Source organism: Thiothrix eikelboomii, assembly GCF_900167255.1.
In the GTDB taxonomy this organism is placed as follows: domain Bacteria; phylum Pseudomonadota; class Gammaproteobacteria; order Thiotrichales; family Thiotrichaceae; genus Thiolinea; species Thiolinea eikelboomii.
In genome coordinates this window covers 15,666-34,555 of the sequence record NZ_FUYB01000005.1, presented here as the reverse complement: position 1 = coordinate 34,555, position 18,890 = coordinate 15,666, and the positions used below count along the sequence as shown (strand labels likewise).

Annotated in this window: 14 protein-coding genes; 6 read left to right on the top strand and 8 right to left on the bottom strand. The window is 47.9% G+C overall.

The features are described 5' to 3' along the window. The first annotated feature begins 107 nt into the window (after positions 1–107). Together B5D50_RS07220 and B5D50_RS07215 are read left to right on the top strand one after the other, a co-directional pair. Positions 108–329, top strand: a complete 222-nt coding sequence (locus tag B5D50_RS07220; RefSeq protein WP_078921924.1) for a hypothetical protein — start codon at positions 108–110, stop codon at positions 327–329. Continuing rightward, complete coding sequence (locus B5D50_RS07215; protein WP_159448595.1) at positions 316–756, top strand: PIN domain-containing protein; 441 nt, start codon at positions 316–318, stop codon at positions 754–756. The genes B5D50_RS07220 and B5D50_RS07215 overlap by 14 nt, the downstream gene beginning before the upstream one ends. On the opposite strand, the gene B5D50_RS07210 is transcribed toward B5D50_RS07215, so the two are convergent. The 7 genes from B5D50_RS07210 to B5D50_RS07180 form a co-directional block, all read right to left on the bottom strand. Next, positions 726–1,304, bottom strand: a complete 579-nt coding sequence (locus B5D50_RS07210) for a Uma2 family endonuclease (protein ID WP_078921922.1) — start codon at positions 1,302–1,304, stop codon at positions 726–728. The genes B5D50_RS07215 and B5D50_RS07210 overlap by 31 nt on opposite strands. Before the next feature lie 125 nt (positions 1,305–1,429). Then, a complete protein-coding gene (locus B5D50_RS07205; RefSeq protein ID WP_078921921.1) occupies positions 1,430–7,465 on the bottom strand; it encodes an alpha-2-macroglobulin family protein in 6,036 nt (2,011 codons plus the stop codon). Positions 7,466–7,669: 204 nt separating this feature from the next. Then, complete coding sequence (locus B5D50_RS07200; protein WP_078921920.1) at positions 7,670–8,878, bottom strand: ABC transporter permease; 1,209 nt, start codon at positions 8,876–8,878, stop codon at positions 7,670–7,672. Further along, on the bottom strand, positions 8,865–9,587 hold the full coding sequence (locus B5D50_RS07195) for an ABC transporter ATP-binding protein (protein WP_078921919.1): 723 nt from the start codon (positions 9,585–9,587) through the stop codon (positions 8,865–8,867). The genes B5D50_RS07200 and B5D50_RS07195 overlap by 14 nt, the downstream gene beginning before the upstream one ends. Next, the gene (locus tag B5D50_RS07190; protein ID WP_078921918.1) at positions 9,584–11,317 is read right to left on the bottom strand and encodes an HlyD family secretion protein; all 1,734 of its coding nucleotides are present in this window, start codon (positions 11,315–11,317) and stop codon (positions 9,584–9,586) included. Before B5D50_RS07190 ends, B5D50_RS07195 begins: the two co-directional genes overlap by 4 nt. Before the next feature lie 16 nt (positions 11,318–11,333). Next, on the bottom strand, positions 11,334–12,704 hold the full coding sequence (locus B5D50_RS07185) for an efflux transporter outer membrane subunit (RefSeq protein WP_078921917.1): 1,371 nt from the start codon (positions 12,702–12,704) through the stop codon (positions 11,334–11,336). A gap of 202 nt (positions 12,705–12,906) precedes the next feature. Further along, on the bottom strand, positions 12,907–13,368 hold the full coding sequence (locus B5D50_RS07180; RefSeq protein ID WP_078921916.1) for a DoxX family protein: 462 nt from the start codon (positions 13,366–13,368) through the stop codon (positions 12,907–12,909). Between the two features lie 81 nt (positions 13,369–13,449). Here B5D50_RS07180 and B5D50_RS07175 point away from each other — a divergent pair, with 81 nt between their 5' ends. From B5D50_RS07175 to B5D50_RS07160, 4 genes are read left to right on the top strand one after another with little or no spacing between them, the layout of a single operon-like run. Then, positions 13,450–16,314 carry an AMMECR1 domain-containing protein gene (locus B5D50_RS07175; RefSeq protein ID WP_078921915.1) on the top strand — a complete coding sequence of 955 codons (2,865 nt, stop codon included), beginning with the start codon at positions 13,450–13,452 and terminating at the stop codon, positions 16,312–16,314. Beyond that, entirely contained in the window at positions 16,311–16,616 is a 306-nt protein-coding gene (gene amrB / locus B5D50_RS07170) for an AmmeMemoRadiSam system protein B (protein WP_078921914.1), read from the top strand. The genes B5D50_RS07175 and amrB (B5D50_RS07170) overlap by 4 nt, the downstream gene beginning before the upstream one ends. A gap of 5 nt (positions 16,617–16,621) precedes the next feature. Then, positions 16,622–17,158 carry an AmmeMemoRadiSam system protein B gene (gene amrB / locus B5D50_RS07165; RefSeq protein ID WP_078921913.1) on the top strand — a complete coding sequence of 179 codons (537 nt, stop codon included), beginning with the start codon at positions 16,622–16,624 and terminating at the stop codon, positions 17,156–17,158. After that, entirely contained in the window at positions 17,148–17,669 is a 522-nt protein-coding gene (locus B5D50_RS07160; protein ID WP_078921912.1) for a hypothetical protein, read from the top strand. Before amrB (B5D50_RS07165) ends, B5D50_RS07160 begins: the two co-directional genes overlap by 11 nt. Before the next feature lie 25 nt (positions 17,670–17,694). Here the strand turns inward: B5D50_RS07160 and B5D50_RS07155 are convergent, their stop codons facing one another. Continuing rightward, entirely contained in the window at positions 17,695–18,792 is a 1,098-nt protein-coding gene (locus B5D50_RS07155; RefSeq protein WP_078921911.1) for a hypothetical protein, read from the bottom strand. Positions 18,793–18,890 lie beyond the last annotated feature (98 nt).

Sequence of the window (18,890 nt, the reverse complement as noted above, 5' to 3'; positions counted from 1 at the left end):
CACGACAGAAACCTTACTATTTGCTTTTTTATTTCACATGCACTAAATCTTGCAAGTAAAGATGCTATCGAATGAATAAATTTTAGGCTATTTCATGGAGACTAACGATGATAACGACCCTATTGGTGGACGAGAAATTGATAGCTGAGGCACGAGTGGTGGCGGCAATTAAAGGCACTAATCTGAATCAACTCGTCCATGATTATTTAGCAACCATCATCCATCAACAAAAAGCTGGCGCAAGCTTTGCTGAGTTCACCACCTTAAGTGGGCAAGGTAAAGCGCATACTTGGGCTTTTAATCGAGATGAACTCCATGAAAGAACGTAGTTTTCTTGATACGAGCGTCTTACTCGCAACCGATGACACCCAAGCCCCTGAAAAACAAGCCTTGGCTTTGGCCTTATTGCAAGCGGGTTGGGCCAGTGGTCATGCAGTCATCTCGACTCAAGTTTTGCGTGAGTACTTCTCTGCCAGTACCCAAAAGCTGGGCATTCCGATTGATCTTGCTCAACGCAAAATTGAGTTAATGGCCAGCCAGATGGAAGTCATCAGTATTGATTCTGAGGATATTCTTCAAGCCATCGAACTGAATAAAGCACAAGCCTTTAGCTTTTGGGAAGCGCTGATTATTCGCATGGCACAAAAGAGCGAGTGCCGTGTTTTATATTCTGATGTGATTCAGGCCGAACGCTCACTCGCAGGGCTGCAGATTATTAATCCCTTTCAATCAGCTAACAACTCCAAGCCCTCATAAATTGTTGCTACTTGCAAACTCATCAGCGGGCAAGGCAAATTTAATTCTGCGGCTAAATCATTAAACTGCTGCAACTCCCATAAACCATCCGCTGAGCGTACCAGCATATCGACTTGGATTTTATCTTGAGCAACAATCAAATAAGCCTGCAAAGAGGGCATTGTTTGATAAACCAAGAGCTTTTCCAAATAATCTTTGCGCAAGGTCGAATCTGAACTGACCTCAACAATCAGGCAAGGTTGCTCAAGGATATAGTCACTAGCCTCATCAGGCTCGCAGCCAACGACAACATCGGGATAGTAATAGCAGTGATATTTTTCGGAGTGCACTTTCACCTCCGATGCATAAACATTACAAGCCGTATTGCGCGTAGCTAAGGTCATTTGCACGACACAATTCATAGCAATTCGATTATGCCGCTTACTCGCCCTTGCTATGAGATAGGCCTGCCCACGCACATATTCATGGCGCTCGGTCGCCTGCTGCTCACTGGTTAAATAGTCCGCTTCACTGATTAGAGTCGTCGTTAATGATCGCGCAGTATTCATGACTTATCCGAAATAAATCCACGTTCAGAGCTTACATACTAACATAGCTCAGGCGTAATTCAGCCTAAGGCGAAATTGATTGCTCAATACCTTAATCTCGAAGGCTTAGGTCTACCAACCACCCGCTATTCAATGACCACCACGGTGGAAGCACTGCGCCCAAAAGTTTCAGGATGATACATCTCCTCAGCTTTGGCAGGTGGCACCATGAAACGTCCCGGTGTGGTGGCTCTGGCAATATAGCGATACGTATAAAGCCCCCCGGGTAAGATCGAGGCAAAAGCTTCTGCACGTTCATCACGCAAGTTTTGATGTTCATACCAAGTGCTCAGCCAAGAAAATGCGATAGGCTCTGGTTGAGTCCTCGGTTCTTGTGCAGTCACTGCCAAAGCGGGATTGACCGCTTCAAAGCCAGCGGGCAAGGCATCGACCAAGGCCACATGATGACGATCAGCAGCCGCTAACATCGTTAAACTCACCTCAATACGCGCACCCAATTTCACCCGCCAATGACCGTCTGGATCTTGCTTGACATCTTCGGGATCATCTAAGCCACGATAAACACGGGTCACGCTGAAACCCTGTTCGGCAGCGGCTAAATTTAGACTGGCGGGCGCATACGTCAAGCCAATCCGATAATACAACCGCCCCTCACCTTGTTTAGCCAAAACCAGATCCCGATTCGGCTCACCTTGCAGCAACCACTCCATCGGCAGCGTTGTTTCAACACTATCCAGCGTGCGCCCTTTAAAGCTGTGCTCACCCGCGAAATCATTACCTAACCATGCTTTGGCGACAAAATCCGGTGTTTGTGCTTCGTATTGTTGGAAGTAATCATCCAAGGCCAATAAAATAAAGGCATTGGCTTGAGTCGTCCCCCAATGACCTTGAACACGCTCGTTTTGCAACCCCTTCACCAACTTTGGAATCAAATCAGACTGCGGCTGATCTTTGATTAAAGCCGCCAAGACAATACCATTCGCCGCCCGAGCCGAATGCATCACCCAATAATCACCTGCCTCCAACTCACTACGTAGACTTGCACCCGCCGCCGTTTCTTGGACGCGATTCAGTAGCTCCTGCCGTAACGCTTCACGTTGTTTAACACTCGCCGTATCAGCGGCTAACACATTCAATAACCAACCCGCTGCCTCAGTCGACAGCTTGTTTACCCCGCCCGCTTCATGAATTAAAGCTTGTGCTTTAACACTATCCTGATCATCCACCAACTGGCGCACGTATAAACTATAGGCTTGAATATAAACACGTATTTCAGGTGAATAGTCCTTTGGAAAGTACTGGTCGATGTTTTTTAGGTAGTTCAAACTCTGCGCTAGCAGGTCAGCATCGACTGGATAACCTTGTTGCTGAGCACGAACCAAAGCATGGGTCACATGCACATTCGCATACGGCCAATCACGTGACGAGCCACCCCATAAACTAAACCCACCCTCTGGCGTTTGGCGCTGTTTTAAGGCGACTAAATCCTGCTGCAGGCTGTGCTCAATCGCTTCAGGGGGCGGCAGATCTTTGGCTTTAAATGTCTGTAAGACCTCCTTCAAGGCACTGGTACTCAAGATGCGTGAAGCGATTTGCTCACTGCAACTATACGGGTAATTTTGCAGATAAATAAAAGCATCCGTTAACGATTGCAAAGCGCTAGAGCTAGTCGTGATTTTCAAAGCACCAAACGGTGGCAAGACCTGTTTGGGTGTCTCAACCGGCTGATTAATCGCCCCTTGATCAATCACTCCATAGGTCGCAAAGGCTTCGCTAGTCGCAGGTGTCCAAACTGGCAAACTGCCCGTAGCCGCATCGCTCAATTGGCGACTGACTGCAACCGCTTGATAATCCGCTGCCCCGACCTTGCTAGTTTTTGCCGGGAAGCGCAGTTCCACCCGATCATTAGCCGGAATCTCTAGGGCATAGCCTTGAGCCGCAGGTAACTCTAAATTGTTCGCCGCGAGCGCAACTTGCACCGCTAAGGGTTGATCGGTTTGATTCTGCAAGACCACGGGCAAATCAAAGCTATCGCCAAAGTTCAAGAAACGCGGTGCGCTTGGACGCACCATTAATGCTTTGCGAGCCGTTAAATGCGATTCACCCTTGCCATAATGGGTCGTATTCTGAGCTGCCACAGCCATAATTCGATAACGGGTTAAGTTATCGGGTAATTTCACGGTGGTAGTCACTTGACCTTGGGCATCCGTGATGAGGCTCGGGACAAAAGCGGCTAAAGGATTAAAATTAGTACGTACCACGATACTCGGCGATGCAGCACCCGTCATTTCAGCCATCGCATCGCTACTTTTAAACCGCCCCATTGCCATAACAGGTGCTGCCATTACCGGTCTTCTGGGCATAGCCTCATTCGCTACAGCAGCTTGTGTGAAGCCACCTCCCCCTTGATTCAGCTGCTCAGGGAACTCTGGCAATAAAACGGAGGCACGGAAATACTGGGCTAACACAGAGCTATTGGTTTCAGGATAGAAACTCTCGAGTGGATCCAGTAGCTGATAAGCACCTGCTGTTAAAATGGCCTCATCCACCACTACTAAAGCCACCTCAGCTTTTGCCATTGGCTGACCTTGATGATTCTGAACTTTTACCGTGATGGATGTTTCTTCAGCGGGGGCTAAATCTTGTTTTTGGGGCTGAACCGTCACCGTCAAGTTGCGCTCAGCTTTAGAAATTCGCAAGTTCAACTCAGCGCTAGCCATCGCTGGGCGTTGTGGCAGATGAGTTTCCTGACCGTCCGCAGTACGACGCACTGTTTGCCCAACTAAACTCAGATTCAGATTCACATTCGGTAGCCACTCTGGTTTCAAGGCTAGCGCTAGGGTATGACTATTGCCCTGCATCTTGAAGCGCTGCTCGGTGACTAGACCATTATGATTCACTAGCAATAAGCCCTCAGCATTATTAAAAGGTGCTTGAATCAATAATTGGGCGGTTTCATTGGGAGCATAATGCTCTTTATCGGGGATAATTTGTGCCGACTCCATTTCGACACGGTTGTTGGTTGTTGGCAACTCCTGATCACCACTCACCCAACGAGTGATTCGGCTAATATTGCGCCGCCCCTCCTGATCGACTGTGGTAGCAGTGATCTGATATTGACCCGCTCGGTCGGTGTTAAACTCACATGTTGCCAAACCTTGTCCATCGGTTTGCACTGAACAGCGCTGTACCTCTTTCAACTGGCTACCTGCACGCTCTTGAGAAAAATCGACTAATCCTGCCTCGACTAATACAGAACTCTTCCCAACCGCTTGTCCATCAATATCAACGGTGATTAACTCCAGTTTTAAAGCTTGGTTTTGCTCAACAAAATAGCTCGCCGTTTTCAAGCCGACATAAGTACTTGCAGGATGAATTAACAACTGCCGCTCAGCCGTCCAAGTTTGACGATTCACATCCGTGATGCTCGCTTCAGCACGTACTGAAATCGGCAGGGGATAATCAGTATTATTCGGTTGCAATAGCAAAGCATGTTGCCCCGCTGCATTGGTTTTACCGGTAAAACTAGCAGTGACCACTTCCTGCGGCACGACATATCCCCAACGTAGCCAAACCGGCTTAACCAAGCCAAATGACCATTCGGCTTGATTGGGGGGTGTATAATTTTCTGGATGAGCGCTCAACTGCCAAGCCACCGGAGCAGCCGCCAAGCCACCCCCTGCATAATAACTAGCCTGAGCCTTAAGATGAATCGCTTGCTTCACTAAATAAGGAGCTGGATTAGTCAACTCAGCTTTCACTTCAAACTCTGGCGTGCGGAACTCTTGGATCTCAAAGCTGTGGCTATACAACAAGTCGTCTGAATGAGGGCGTTTGAACTGAACTTGTGCCGGTCCTAAATTCGGGGTATCAGGAAGTTTAAACGCAAGATTGAAACCACCCAAACCACTTAACTGCGTTTCACCCTCGGCCATTTTATTCCCCGCCGCATCGAATACTTGATAACGCAAAGTGGATAAATCCGACGGCCAGTTTAAAATACTCGCAGGTTTAGCGGCACGCTCTCGCACCCAAGCTTTGAGATGAACCTCTTCCTTAGGACGATACAAATGGCGATCATCAAAGACATACCAAAGGGTTTGACTGGTTTGCTCACGAGCCTGCCAAACATCAGTTGACCAAGGATGCAAGGACTCTGGCAAGATGGCAAGATCATCCCCTCGTTTAGCTTCTAGCCAGCGAATGCTTGGCTCAGCGGGCAAATGGGCAGCATTCGCCAGCGGGGCTGACTCGATATAAGCTAACGAGGCTAAACCTTGGTCATCGGTAGTTTCGGTGGCAAATTTTGCACTGGTTGAGCTATGCAAGCTGATCGCTAAATTAGCGAGCGCTTTGCCACTGGCTAACTCACCACCCCATGCTAATAGCTTATCGGCATAAGCATAGGCATCTAAACCTAATTGTGTAGCTTGCACCCAGACTAACAGTGGGGATTGGCGTGGATCATTCGCCGTGGGTTTTACGGTGGCCTCGCCCGGCTCAACTAAAACCAATAAATGTCCTAATTGCCCCGCCGACAACCACTGCCCTAAAGCAATTGGCGTCGTCACCACGGCATCGGGTTCTGCATTCAGCGTTAAAGTTTGCTGACTGACGGTTTTACCGGGGAGCTGCACGGGCTGATTAGGATCATGTTGCCCGTGTTGTAGGGCTTGTGCCTGCTTGAAAAAAACGGGCCAATCACTCGGTTGCACGTGCTGAATCGTCAGTTTGGCACTCCGATAATTAGTACTATACAAAGGCAACTCAGCGGGTAGCTTGGGGTCTAGAGTTGCCAATAAAGAAGTTGTCATGGCAAGACTGGCGGGGCTTTTCTCCACTTTAAAACTAAAACTGGATTGGTCACTTAAAGTTTGCCCGTATTGATCTTTTAGCTCAGGAGCAACTGTCACGGTGTAAGTGGTGTTGGCCTGCCAGCGTGCGCTCAAATACAAACGATCACCTGCCTGATGCTGCTCGAGCTGCTTCGGTGCTGGGCTGACTGTGATTAATTTGTCCAGATTTTGAGCCATTGCCAAAGGATTATTAAACACGATTTCAGCCGTATCATAACGAGTACAACGTTCATAACCACAGCGCTGCTCAGTCATCACTAAAGGGGCATAAGTCCTGAAGCTATACAAATTCTGCGCAAGAGCCTCTCGGGGGCCTTCGGCCGAAGGGGCTTGTGCCGCTAAATTAATAACTACCTTACTATCCGTTTGTAAGGGTTGTGCTAATTTTAAAACCAAAGCTTGACCTTGAGGTGCTTGCTTAACTAAAGCTGCCACCGCTTCATCAGCCTTAATATCCTCTTCAGTGGCTAAGTGTGCAGTTAAGCGCTGTTCATTGACCGTAATTTGAATAAAAGGCAAGAGTGCACTTGACTCAACTCGCTGATTAAATGCCAGAAATAATAGCGGATTTAAGGCCACAGCTTCGCCACTAGGATAGCTATTCTGTAATTGCAAGGTAGGGGTTGTAAACGTCCATTGCAGAGGTTTTGCAAGGCGGCTACCATCGGCAGCTTGAGTATCAGCCGCCACCATCAGCTGATATTCTGTTGCCATCGGTAAGCGAGCATGATCCTTTTGCTCAAATACCAAGACTTGTGTACCCATCCAACGCCAATGCCCCTCTAGGGCAGGTGTCATACTGACGGGGACAGCTTCCGCAATGGTTTGATTTTGGGTGGTGACTGCCACCATCGGGCGATCAAAAGCAAGGCTGATTTGATCGGCAAACTCAACCTCGCCTTGCGGTGCAAAGCGTGTCACCTTGACGGCTCCTGAAGCCTTAACCTTGGGTGCAGATTCGAGGTTAGCAGGGGGCGGAAAAGGCTGCTGCAAAGTTGCAGTCGCTTTAGGCGGCGGCTCACTGCTGGAGCGAATCGCAAAAGCTGTGGATTCCGCAGGTTTGGGCAAGGGTGGTAATCGCTCTAATAAAGCCTTCACCTCAGCCTCAGTTAAGACTTTAGGGGCGATTACGGGCTTAGACTGATCCGGTTGGGCAGGCGCTTGGCTAGTATCCTCACTCATCTGAGCTGGAAACTGCTCTAACTTCGGCAATTCCTGCACAGGAACTATCTCGGCTGCTTGTGTAGGGGCTAAATTCATCAAAGTAACCGCTGTTATCAGACTTATGGTTTTCAATACAGACATGGGTTAGTTCCCGTTCCCTAGCTAGCGTTTTATTGAATACATACAAATTTTAGCAGTGATCGCTAAAAGCATAAGGCAAGCTTATTAATGAGTGTAGATGAAGCTTAGAACTCAAGGTTTTTTAATTAGTTCAATAGGTGCTAAGCGACTGTGAATAGGCTAATAATAAGCTTAAAGAAATTAATCAGCCGTTAGCAATCGCTATTACTCATGCCTTAGTGCCTGAATCGGGTCTAAACGCGCTGCCCGCTTGGCGGGCATATACCCAAACAACACCCCTATCCCAGCTGAAAAGAAAAACGAACCTAAATTGATCGGTGCATTAAAAGTATAAGGTACCTGCATTAAGCCAGAGAGAAAATAGGAAGCAATAGTCGCTAAGATAATCCCGATTAAGCCGCCCAAAGCAGAGAGCATCACGGCTTCCGTCAAGAACTGAAGCAGTACTTCACGCTCCAAAGCACCAATCGCTAGGCGAATCCCAATTTCACGAGTACGTTCGGTAACAGACACCAGCATTATATTCATAATGCCAATCCCACCGACTAATAAACTCACTGAAGCCACTGCACCCAACAACGTGGTCATCACTTTAGTCGTACCGGATAAAGCATCCGCCAATTGACGGGTATCCAGTACATTAAAATTATCATCCATCCCCTCGGAAATACGACGGCGCTCGCGTAATAAATCCGTGATTTGCGTTTGTGCCTGCGTGATTTCAGTTTCATTTTCAACCGAGACTTGAATCGAAGAAATATCCTGATTCCCCGTTAAGCGCCGTTGCACAGTGCGCAGTGGCATGACTAAGGTATCATCCTGATCGCGCCCCATCGCCGCTTGGCCTTTCGCTTCTAATACCCCAATTACCTCACAGGAAAAATTCTTGACCCTGAGCATTTCACCTAAGGGATCTTGATTCGCATACAGCTGTTTATATAAACTTGCCCCCAAAATGCAGACCGAGGTTCCCGTTTGCTCTTCCTGCTCAGAAAAACTCCGACCAGAGGCTAACTTCCAGTTACCGACTGTAAAAAAATCGTTGGTAGTTCCGGTCACGCTGGTTGACCAATTATTGGCCATCGACACGACCGTGGCGGTTCGATTTACTTGGGGTGCTACCCCACTTAAGCCACTCACCGAGCTACGAATCGCTTCAATATCATCCAACTTAAAAGCTGGTGCACCACCGCCACCACCAGGTCCCATCATGCGCTGACCGGTGCGAATTTGGAGGAGATTACTCCCTAAACTCGAGACCTGATTTTTCACCGCCTGCGTTGCCCCATTCCCGAGTGTGACCATCGTAATCACCGCCGAAACCCCAATCACGATCCCCAAAATAGTCAGGAAGGAACGCAATAAATTACGCCGAATTTCGCGCATTGCTAGTAGCAAACTATTCCATAACATAGCCCAGCCCCGCTTGCCGCTTGTCCGCAGCCACCTTGCCATCGACAAAAGTCACAATCCGCTTGGCATAGGCTGCCATTTCAGGTTCATGGGTGACCATTAAGACAGTAATACCTTGATCCCGATTCAAAGAGACCAGTAGCTCCATGATTTCATGGCTGCGTTTGCTATCTAAATTACCGGTTGGCTCATCGGCCAATAACAACACCGGATTAGTTACAATGGCGCGAGCAATAGCGACGCGCTGTTGTTGACCACCGGATAACTCAGCGGGCGTATGCCCTGTCCAAGTGGTTAGGCCGACCTTTTCCAAAGCGGCCTGCGCAGCGAGATGCCGAGCCTTGGTCGATTCCCCACGATATAGAAGTGGCAGCTCGACATTTTCCTGCGCTGAAGTGCGGGCTAATAAATTAAAGCCTTGAAACACGAAACCAAAATAGTAGCGGCGTAAGAGTGCACGTTGATTCCGATCTAGCTGCTCGACTTGTACATCACGGAAATGATATTCACCCGTTGTGGGTACATCTAAACAACCCAGAATATTCATTGCTGTAGACTTGCCCGAACCACTTGGTCCCATCACTGCTACAAAGTCACCTGCCTCTATGCTTAAATCAATGCCTTTTAAAGCTTGGAATTGCGCTTGGCCTTGCCCATAGGTTTTGGTGATCCCCCGCAACTCAATCAGCTTTTCAATGCCCTCACTCATGGCTTCGCACCGGTAGCCGCACCTGTAATCACTAAATCGCCTTCAGTCAGCTCATCCGCACTCACCTCGGTGAATTTGCTATCACTCAAGCCTATTTTGACTTTCACTGCACTGGGTATACCGTCTTTTAAAATCCAAATCTCACCACGACCACTACGACGCCCTTGGCCTTGCCCTCGGCCAGCACCGCCTTGCCCCTGACCTTGCCCACGTTGCCTTTGCATCGGTGGACGCGGCATCAGTTGAGATACTAAGCCCCCACCAGTCTGTTGGGCTGGAGCCGTGGTTTTAGCCTCCTCTGGGCTGGCAGGCTTAAACCGTAAAGCCGTATTCGGTACTAACAACACCGCTTTACGGGATTGGGTACTAATCGTTGCATTCGCCGTCATCCCCGGGCGTAGCGTTAAATCAGTATTCTCAACATTCAGTTTAGTTAGATAAGACACCACATTATCGGTCAGGGTTGAACCTAAACTGACCAGTGTAATCTTGCCTTGATACTTCCGCCCCGGCCAAGCATCCACCGTAAACTCAGCGGCTTGCCCTTCTTTCACCTGCCCTACATTGGCTTCATCAACACTAACTTGCAGCTCCATCTGTTTGAGATCTTCAGCGAGGGTGAATAAGGTGGGTGCGGATAAAGACGCAGCTACAGTTTGCCCCGGCTCTACTGAGCGCGTTAAAACCACACCATCAATCGGTGAGGTGATGGTAGCTTTAGCTAAATTGGCTTGGGCAGAACGTACATTAGCTTGCGCCTCTTTCACGCCCGCTTGGGCTGCTTCTAAGGCAGCTTGAGCACTAAGCTTTTCTGCTTTAGTCGCCGCTGCACTCGCCTTTAAGCCCGACACATTCGCACTCGAAGCCCCTGAACCTGCTTTGGCAGACTCTACATTCGCTTGCGAAGCGGAAATACTCGCCCTTGCCGCAGTGGCATTCGCACGTGAAGAATCCGCACTGGACTTAGCTGCTTGCTCTGCTGCTTGTGCACGCTGCAAAGCAGCTTGAGCCGTTGTTAGCTCAGCTTTTGACGGCAATTTACCACCGCTGGTTTTATATAAAGTTTGTAAGCGCCCAAGCTGAGCACGGGCTTCTGCAGTACTCGCTTTAGCTTGAGCCAACTGAGCCTCTGCACTTTGAATCTGGGCATTGGCTTGTTGCAGCTGTGCTTGGTTTTGCTGTACTTGCGCACCGACTTGCTGAATTTGAGCACTGGATTGACGCTCACCCGCCAAGGCTTGCTGAATACTGGCTTCTGCTTTCAGAATATTCGCATCCGCTTGGGTTAGTTGCGCTTTAGCTTGTGCGACCTTCGCTTCGGCAGTGATTAATGCGGCTTCAGCCTTGGTCAGATTATCTTCCAGTTGATTGGTGTTGAGTTTGGCTAAGATTTGCCCTTTAGTAACGGTTGCATTAGCATCAACCAACACTTCAGCCACAGTACCGGATTGCTCAGTGCCAATATCCACCTGATTCATAGGCTGTAAATTGCCCGTAGCGATCACTGTAAGGTTCAAATCGCCGCGCTTGAGCACTTCAGTTTGATAAGCAGGTACTTCCGTTTTTACGCCGCCATTCGCTTGATATTGCTGATAATACCAATAGCCACCGCCCCCTAAAGCAGCAAGGATGACTAAGGTCACTAAACGCTTGCCAAAACCACTCTTCTTAGCAGCAGGCTGACCTAAAACGGCTTTAACGGAGTCATGGCTGGATTGTATATTTGTCATGATGATTACTGCTTACCTACCAAGCGCCACCTACGGCTTTATACAGGCTGATTAACGCTAAACTACTATCCGCCTGGGCTGACAATACACTTTCTTGCGCACTCAAGACTGAGCGTTGCGCATCTAAGACATTTTGGAAGTCGGCTGTCCCTGCATCGTAGCTTAAGCGTGCTAACTGCTCAGTACTCCGTGCTAATTGCAGGTTCTGCACCAAAATGGGCTGCTGCTTTTGTAAAGCCGCTAAGGTGGCAAAACTATTCGCCACTTCTTGCAAAGCACTCAGCAGCGTTTTTTGATAAGCGGCTACTGCTTGTTCATAGGCTGCATCACGTACCACCACTTGCTGCTTTAAACGCCCCCCATCAAACAAAGGTGCACTGATCGAGGCTAAGAGTGAGCGTACCAAACTATTAATATCGAACAAATCACCCAGATTTTTACCGCTTAAACTTAAAGAGCCACTTAAGTTAAAACTCGGATTTAGATTGGCTTTCGCTTCACCGACCCGTGCACTCGCAGCAGCGACTCGAAATTCAGCTGCCCGTAGATCAGGGCGTTGACGTAAAGCGTTCGCAGGAATTTCCGCTTTTAAACGCCCAGTTGAATTGGGGATCGGCTTAGCCACTGTTAAACGCTGATTTAAAGCTTCTGGGGTTTTGCCCGTTAAGACCGCTAAAGCATATTTAGAACGTGAGACCGCACCGTCTAGAGCAGGAAGCTGAGCTTGAGTCTGACCTAAGCTGAGCTTGGATTGCTCAAGCTCCAAACCACTACTTAAACCCGCTTGTTGGCGCAAACCCGTGAGCCTAGCCGTTTCTTGGCGTGATTGACGATTCTGCTGAGCGACCCCTAAACGTGCTTGGGCTAACCGCAAATTGACATAAGCACTCGCTACTTCAGCCGCTAAGGAGGCCTTTACATCCTCGTAACTCGCTTCAGCTGCTTTAAAATCACTTTGAGCGGCTGCATTCGCAAGGCGATTTGCACCAAAAATATCTAATTCCCAACCTGCATCCAGCCCCGTAGAGAGGCTAGTCCCTGAGCCATTCGCTGTCCGTGCTGAACCACTCGCAGCCAAGCTAGGAAATAAGCTCGCACCCGCTATCACACCTTGAGCACGTGCTGTTTTGACACTCGCTTGAGCAGAGGCTAAATCAGGATTGGCCTGCCAAGCCTCTTGAATCAGTGCCGTCATGAGTGGGTCATTAAATTTTTGCCACCAAGCAGCTTGAATCGGTGCACGATTGGTTTTGACAGTCGCTAATGCCTTATTGGCCATTTGCACCGCTGCAGTAGGTGTCTGACGGGTATCAGTCATGGGCGCACAAGCCGCTAAAGTCCAACAGATCGACACGGTGAGCACCGCTGGGCTGAGTCGCAAACTCATACACTTAACCACCCTTCAATTTGTTTTTGATACGCTTAGTCTGCCTGAGTCAGCTGTAAAGGTGGGTTAGATGAATGTAAAAGTATGTAAAGATGCTTAGCTAGTGCTCAAGGCCAGAAGTACTTCACTCTGCTGCACTTCTGGCCTTAAACTAGCTAGGGATAACGAATAAAGAATTAAAGAATGAGGCTTATATAGAAAGCTATTTAGCTAAACGCTGACTCCATAGATAGTCGAGAGCGAAGCGTCCAGGACCAAACACAAATACCACCCAAAGCATCGTTCCCCAAGTCACGTGCTGCCAAAAACCACCTGCACCTGCGACTGTCCATAAATAAGGATAAGCAATCACCGCCACGATATTGAGTACAAACAAACCTAAAGCAGCTGGGCGGGTTAAACAACCGAAAACCAAGAGTACAGGTAGGATTAACTCTGCACCCGTTGCCAAATAAGCGGCCCATTCTGGCGATAAAATAGGGACTTGATACTCGGTTTCAAACAAGGAAACCGTACTCGACCAACTCTGGATTTTGACTAGGCCTGACTCAAAAAACATCCATGCCACATAAATCCGCAAAGCTAATAAAGTAAAAGGTTTTAAAATCAGATCAAGCGGCCAACAATCTGCCATCAAAAAACCAGCCAAGCTAATAGGTTTCATCGGATCTCCTCGTTTCTTAGTGTTGTGTTAGTTTTGGTTGTAGGGTGTTAGTTACGGTTATTTAGCCAACACTAACCATACGTGAACCAACTTGGTTTAGATGCATCCGTCGAAGCTAACGCTGCTCATCATGCCGATTATCCCCCTGCGCCTTTAGTAAGCTGCTGTGATTGCAGTAGAGTGGTCGATACCTTAAACCGACGACTGAGCACGATGGATAACAATCAAACGGATAAGGCTCAACTATTAAAGCTCATCATTGAACAGGGCATTTTGCACGAAACCGAGCATCGCCCCGTATTAGCCCGCGATGGGAAAACACATTTACGTTGGGTAATGAATTTTTTAGGCCTATCTTTGCATTATGAGGGCTTACAATTAGCCGCGCAGGCCTTATTAACTCTGCTTAGCTCTTTTAAAGGGCGACAATTAGCCACCATCGGCACGGCCGCTGTCCCCTTAATGAGTGCTTGTATTTTAGCATCAAAAGGACATTACACGGGGCTAATGGTCAGACCTCAACGCAAAACCTATGGTACTGCTAATCTGATTGATGGTCAGATCCGCCCCCACGAACCGGTGATTGTCATAGATGACTCGATTGGTTCAGGAACGAATATGCTGGATTGCATTGAAAAACTTGAGCAAGCTGGTTTATATGTGGAAGGGTGTGCGTGCTTAGTGCGCTTTGGCTATGACAGCGGTTATGCCAGTTTATTAGAGCGGGGTTATCGAGTGGTCTATTTATTTGATCAACTCACCGATATTTCACCGCGCTTACCGCACGAACCCCCACTGAAGACTTACCCAATCAAAGCTAGCCTCACTGCGATTCAATGGGATGAGCAAGCCCTCGCCGATTATCTCTCCCCGTTTCAAGTCATCCGCCGCTGCATGCAGCATTATTGGCAAACCGGTCGGTTGTTACGCCCACCGCGTGTATTTAATCAACCCCTTGAAGCATCTGGTGGGCTTTGGATTAGCCTACGCACTCAAGATCTCGTTTATACCCAGCAAGGGCGGCAAGGCCTTTGGAATTTCCCCGACGAGCCTTTGACGGCCACTAATCTAGCCTTAGTGCAATGCGCTTGGCTATTAGCGCGCCAATTAGCAGCTGATCCCTTACGTGAGGCGCGTCTAGACCAGAGTGCACTAGGCTTATCTTTATGCAGTGAATTAGTGGAAACGACCTATGGGGATTTTGACTTTAACCAGCACGGTTTAGCCGTGCGTAGCTTAGCAGCCCCTTGGAAAATGGGTGGTGCTTTACCGAAGATGCCGGGTATTCAAACCGCCGCCCATTTACTACATCATGCAAGGTTTCATAATACGCAACTACGCCCCTATGAGCCGTTTTTATTGTACCGTTATACCGTCAAAAAGCTGATTGAACCGGGAGCTGAGTGGCCCGTCGGAGGGAGTTCTGCCCTCCCGCAGTGGGATGAAAAAAACTATATTGTCCAACCCCTTGCCAACGCCTTATTAGCACTAGCCCAAGCACAACACCAAAGGATGCTGCCCCCACCGCTCAAGCCTTTATTTATCCCAGCTAGCTGCCAATGGCTCTTTGTATCCGTGTATTTAAACGGCCAGCTCTTAGCTTGTGCAGGTACTATTCCACACCACCCTAGTGCGGCTTTACCGACACTCCTGCAAACCGCTAGTCAAGATCCACGTTGGCAAGCCAAATTAGGGCAGCCCGGAATACTCACTCTCAAGCTCTACCTGCTCAGTGAAGCGAGTTATTTAGGGTTGAGTGAGCAACTATCCGCGTTTGGCAATATGAGTTTAGGACAAGACGCTATTGCGCTAAGCCATCAAGAGCAGTTTGCGCTGATCTTGCCGGATGTAGTGGTGCAACAGGCTTGGAATATCGAGCAGCTTCAGCAACAGCTTTATAAAAAAGCAGGGCTGGCATGGCCTTATCCACAGGTACACTGGCAGCGTTATCGGTGTCGTCTTTGGCAATTCAGTACTGTAAATCCCACGGCTGTTCCCTTAACCACCGAACGTTTGACACCGACTACAGCCATTGATACCACTTACTCTTATCGAAGAGCCTACTTACACTTCGTTGAGCGCCAACAACAGAATAATGGCGCGATTTATTATGCCTATCAGGCAGCGCTCGATCAGGTTCAGAATCAACAACCTGTATTCAATACTGCATGGATTTTGTGGTGCTTGAGCCAAACCCAAGATCATCTCGCTCCACCTTGGGATAAAAGCTATACCTATTTAATTGATGCTATCCACACTCAAACCTTAGATACTCATTCAAGCGCTTATTGTCTTTTAGCGCTAAGCCAACATCCTGAATGGCGTCAACAGGCAAAGCCGAGTTTGGCTAAGCTTGTGCAGCAGTTGCAGGCAAGCCTCAATCAACATGGGCAATGGCCAAAACCTGCAATCACCCACTATGACTCGCATTACTCGATAGAATTATTGGCGCTCATTCATGCTGAGCAAGCGGGTTTGTACATCGACCACTTATGGCGTAACCGATCCAGCGAGCGCTTATTTGACTATGTGCGCTATTATGCTCGCCCACATCAGTATCCGCAGTTATTAGAAACCCTGACGGCGCTTCATCAATTCAGTCCTTATGATTGCAGCGGCCTGATTCAGAGCCTACACAAGGATTTAGTTCAGTGGCAACAACCCGATGGTGGTTGGCTTCCTGAGCATCCACATTTATCGCCCACTTTGTTTAGTGCTCAAGCACTCACGGCTTTACTGATCAGTTGCTATCAGGATCAAAGCGTCTTAGAACGAACCTTTTACTATTTATATGGGCAAACGGTACTGAGTTCAGCGGATACTGCCCTGCCCAACCCCCTGATGGCTGAAGGCGGCTTGTATAGTGGCTTACTCGATGGTCAACTCATGACTATCCATAGTGCTTTAGCCTTACGTACTCAAGCTTGGGTGGAACTTGAAGCATGAAAATACTAAGACCTGCTCTCTACAGTGGTATTTTTTATAGTGCTGATCCTGATAATTTACGGCTACAACTCAAATATTATTTAGATCACCCCAGTGAAAGCAACCATGAAACGATCAAAGCTTTGGTTGTCCCTCATGCCGGTTATGACTACTCCGGTAGGACTGCAGGGTCAACCTATGCTCAAGTGCGCGGTAAAACCAAACCTAAGCGCATTGTGCTCGTAGGACCTAACCATCAAAATGCTCACAATGGCGGCTTAATCAGTGATTACACCGCCCTACAAACGCCTCTACGCCTCTAGGTGAGATCAGCGTTGATCAAACCTTCATTCATAACCATTGGCAATCCTTGGACTATGTACAAGTCGATAATGCGACCCATGCGACTGAATATAGCCTTGAAGTACAACTGCCCTTTATTCATACCTGCTTTCCTGAGCTACCTGTCGCACCGCTCCTACTCGGGCCTTGCAGCACTGAACAAGCACAGTGTTTGCTCAAGCCTGCGTGGGAAGACCCAGAGACATTAATCGTGATTAGCTCGGATTTATATCACTACCTACCGCGCTCCCAAGCACTCTTAACAGGTATGCAAACGATCCGTCTGATCGAAGCTAAGCACAGTGACCGCCTTACACCTGATCAAGCGTGTGGGTATCTAGGGTTAAAGGGGTTGATACAATTAGCCCAACAACCCGACTATGTTTGGCGCACGATTGCCGCTCATCATTCTGCCCAATCCAATCATCTTAACCCAAGCAGCTTAGTCGGTTATGCAGGGCTACTCTTAGTGAAACCTCTTAGTTTTTTGTCCACTGACCCAGCTTATCCAAATGAAAATTAATACTACTCATAATATTCATGCTAAAAATTCTTATGCTAATACTTTAGAGCGTCCGCAAAATACATTTACTCTAAAAAACAATACGACGGGCGCTTTGCCACAACAGGACTTACTTAAGAATTTACTACAGCAGCTCTTAAATCGAATTCAAAACTTTAGTAACCCGACTCCCAATTTAGGGAATACGCATGGTGCTATTATTCAAGATGGCCCAGCAGGACAGTGGACAGGTGCAACAACACCGCCTACCGTCCCCATCATCCAAGATGGCCCTGCTATCGGCGGCACAACTACGCCGACTCCGATTCAACCGATTATTCAAGATGGTCCAGCCGGTGCATGGGTAACTCCCGCTATTACTCCACCCATCATCCAAGATGGCCCTGCTATCGGCGGCACAACTACGCCGACTCCGACTCAACCGATTATTCAAGATGGTCCAGCCGGTGCATGGGTAACTCCCACGCCGACTCAACCAATTATTCTGGATGGTCCTGCGGGTCTGTGGTAACTGGAGTAGCTTAAATAAGCCGTGGCTAATCTATTTGATAATCCTTTAGCCACGCTTTTAGTTGCTTTACATCCTGAAATTCACGTAAATCGCGTTGAACATTTAGAATCGTTTCACGCAAACCTTGTATATCGTATTTCAGCGTCGTCATCAGATGTTTGGGGACAATGGGCATAAAGGGGGGAGCACTAATCATGTCACGCCCTAGCATTTCTTGCTGCGCAAGTTCAGCTTTCAACTCGTTTAACTGACTCTCTAAGACTTGGTTATAATGTTTAAGGCGCGTGTCTGCAATCGCATCTAATTGTATTTGGTCAATTTGCTCGACCACTAACTGTAACTCTAATAATTTTAGTAAATCTTTTTTACTGTAAGCAACCGTCACTTGCTGCATCAATTCAGTTTTACGCACCCGTTCTACCGGATCAAGCTCACGATCAGGATGCAAAGCACTGCTCAATTGACGAAAGACCGCCTGAATCGACTTACTAACATTTTCAACCTCTGCCGTTTCTTCTGCAGCTTTCGCTACTTGCTTGGCAGACTTCCTAGACTTAGGTCGCTGGGTGGCCCGCTGCGCTTCTTGCTGTTCAACTTGTTGTTCAAACTGCTGATTTAAGCGATCTAAGGTGGCTTGAATATCATGCACATCCAAATCAGCCTCATCAATCGTCATGCCAAACTGCTGCTCAAGCAACTCTTTCAGCATATCCAAGGCTAGGCCATCAGAGGCTTGATCCAGCTGATCAAAGCTTTCCGTACTGTATTTATCAAACAAAGGCTTCAGATCCACACGTTGGTGTTCAACAATCAGTACATCCGCTAGTTCCAGAATCAAGTCACACATTTTTTCTTGTTGATTTTTGGTGAATTTATGACTATCAAACTGTTGATCCAATAACAGAACCAGCTGAGCCTGATACTCACCTAACTCTTTTCGTAAAGGCTCTAGTTTCTCCACCGCCTGTTGTTGGCACTGTGTCATCGCCTCTTGCCATTCCAACAAAAGTTTTCTTTGTTTATTGATATTTTTAATTAATGTATTGAACTTCTTTTGGGCAGGTAAGAGCTTTGTTTGACTCGGTGAAGGCTTAATCTGCACGACACTATAATGATCAGACATACCACGTCCTTTATAGGAAAAGTAAAAATAAAATTAAACCAAGCACCCACCACTAAACAAACAATGTGCTAGGATTTTGCTTATCCCTCAATCCTCTA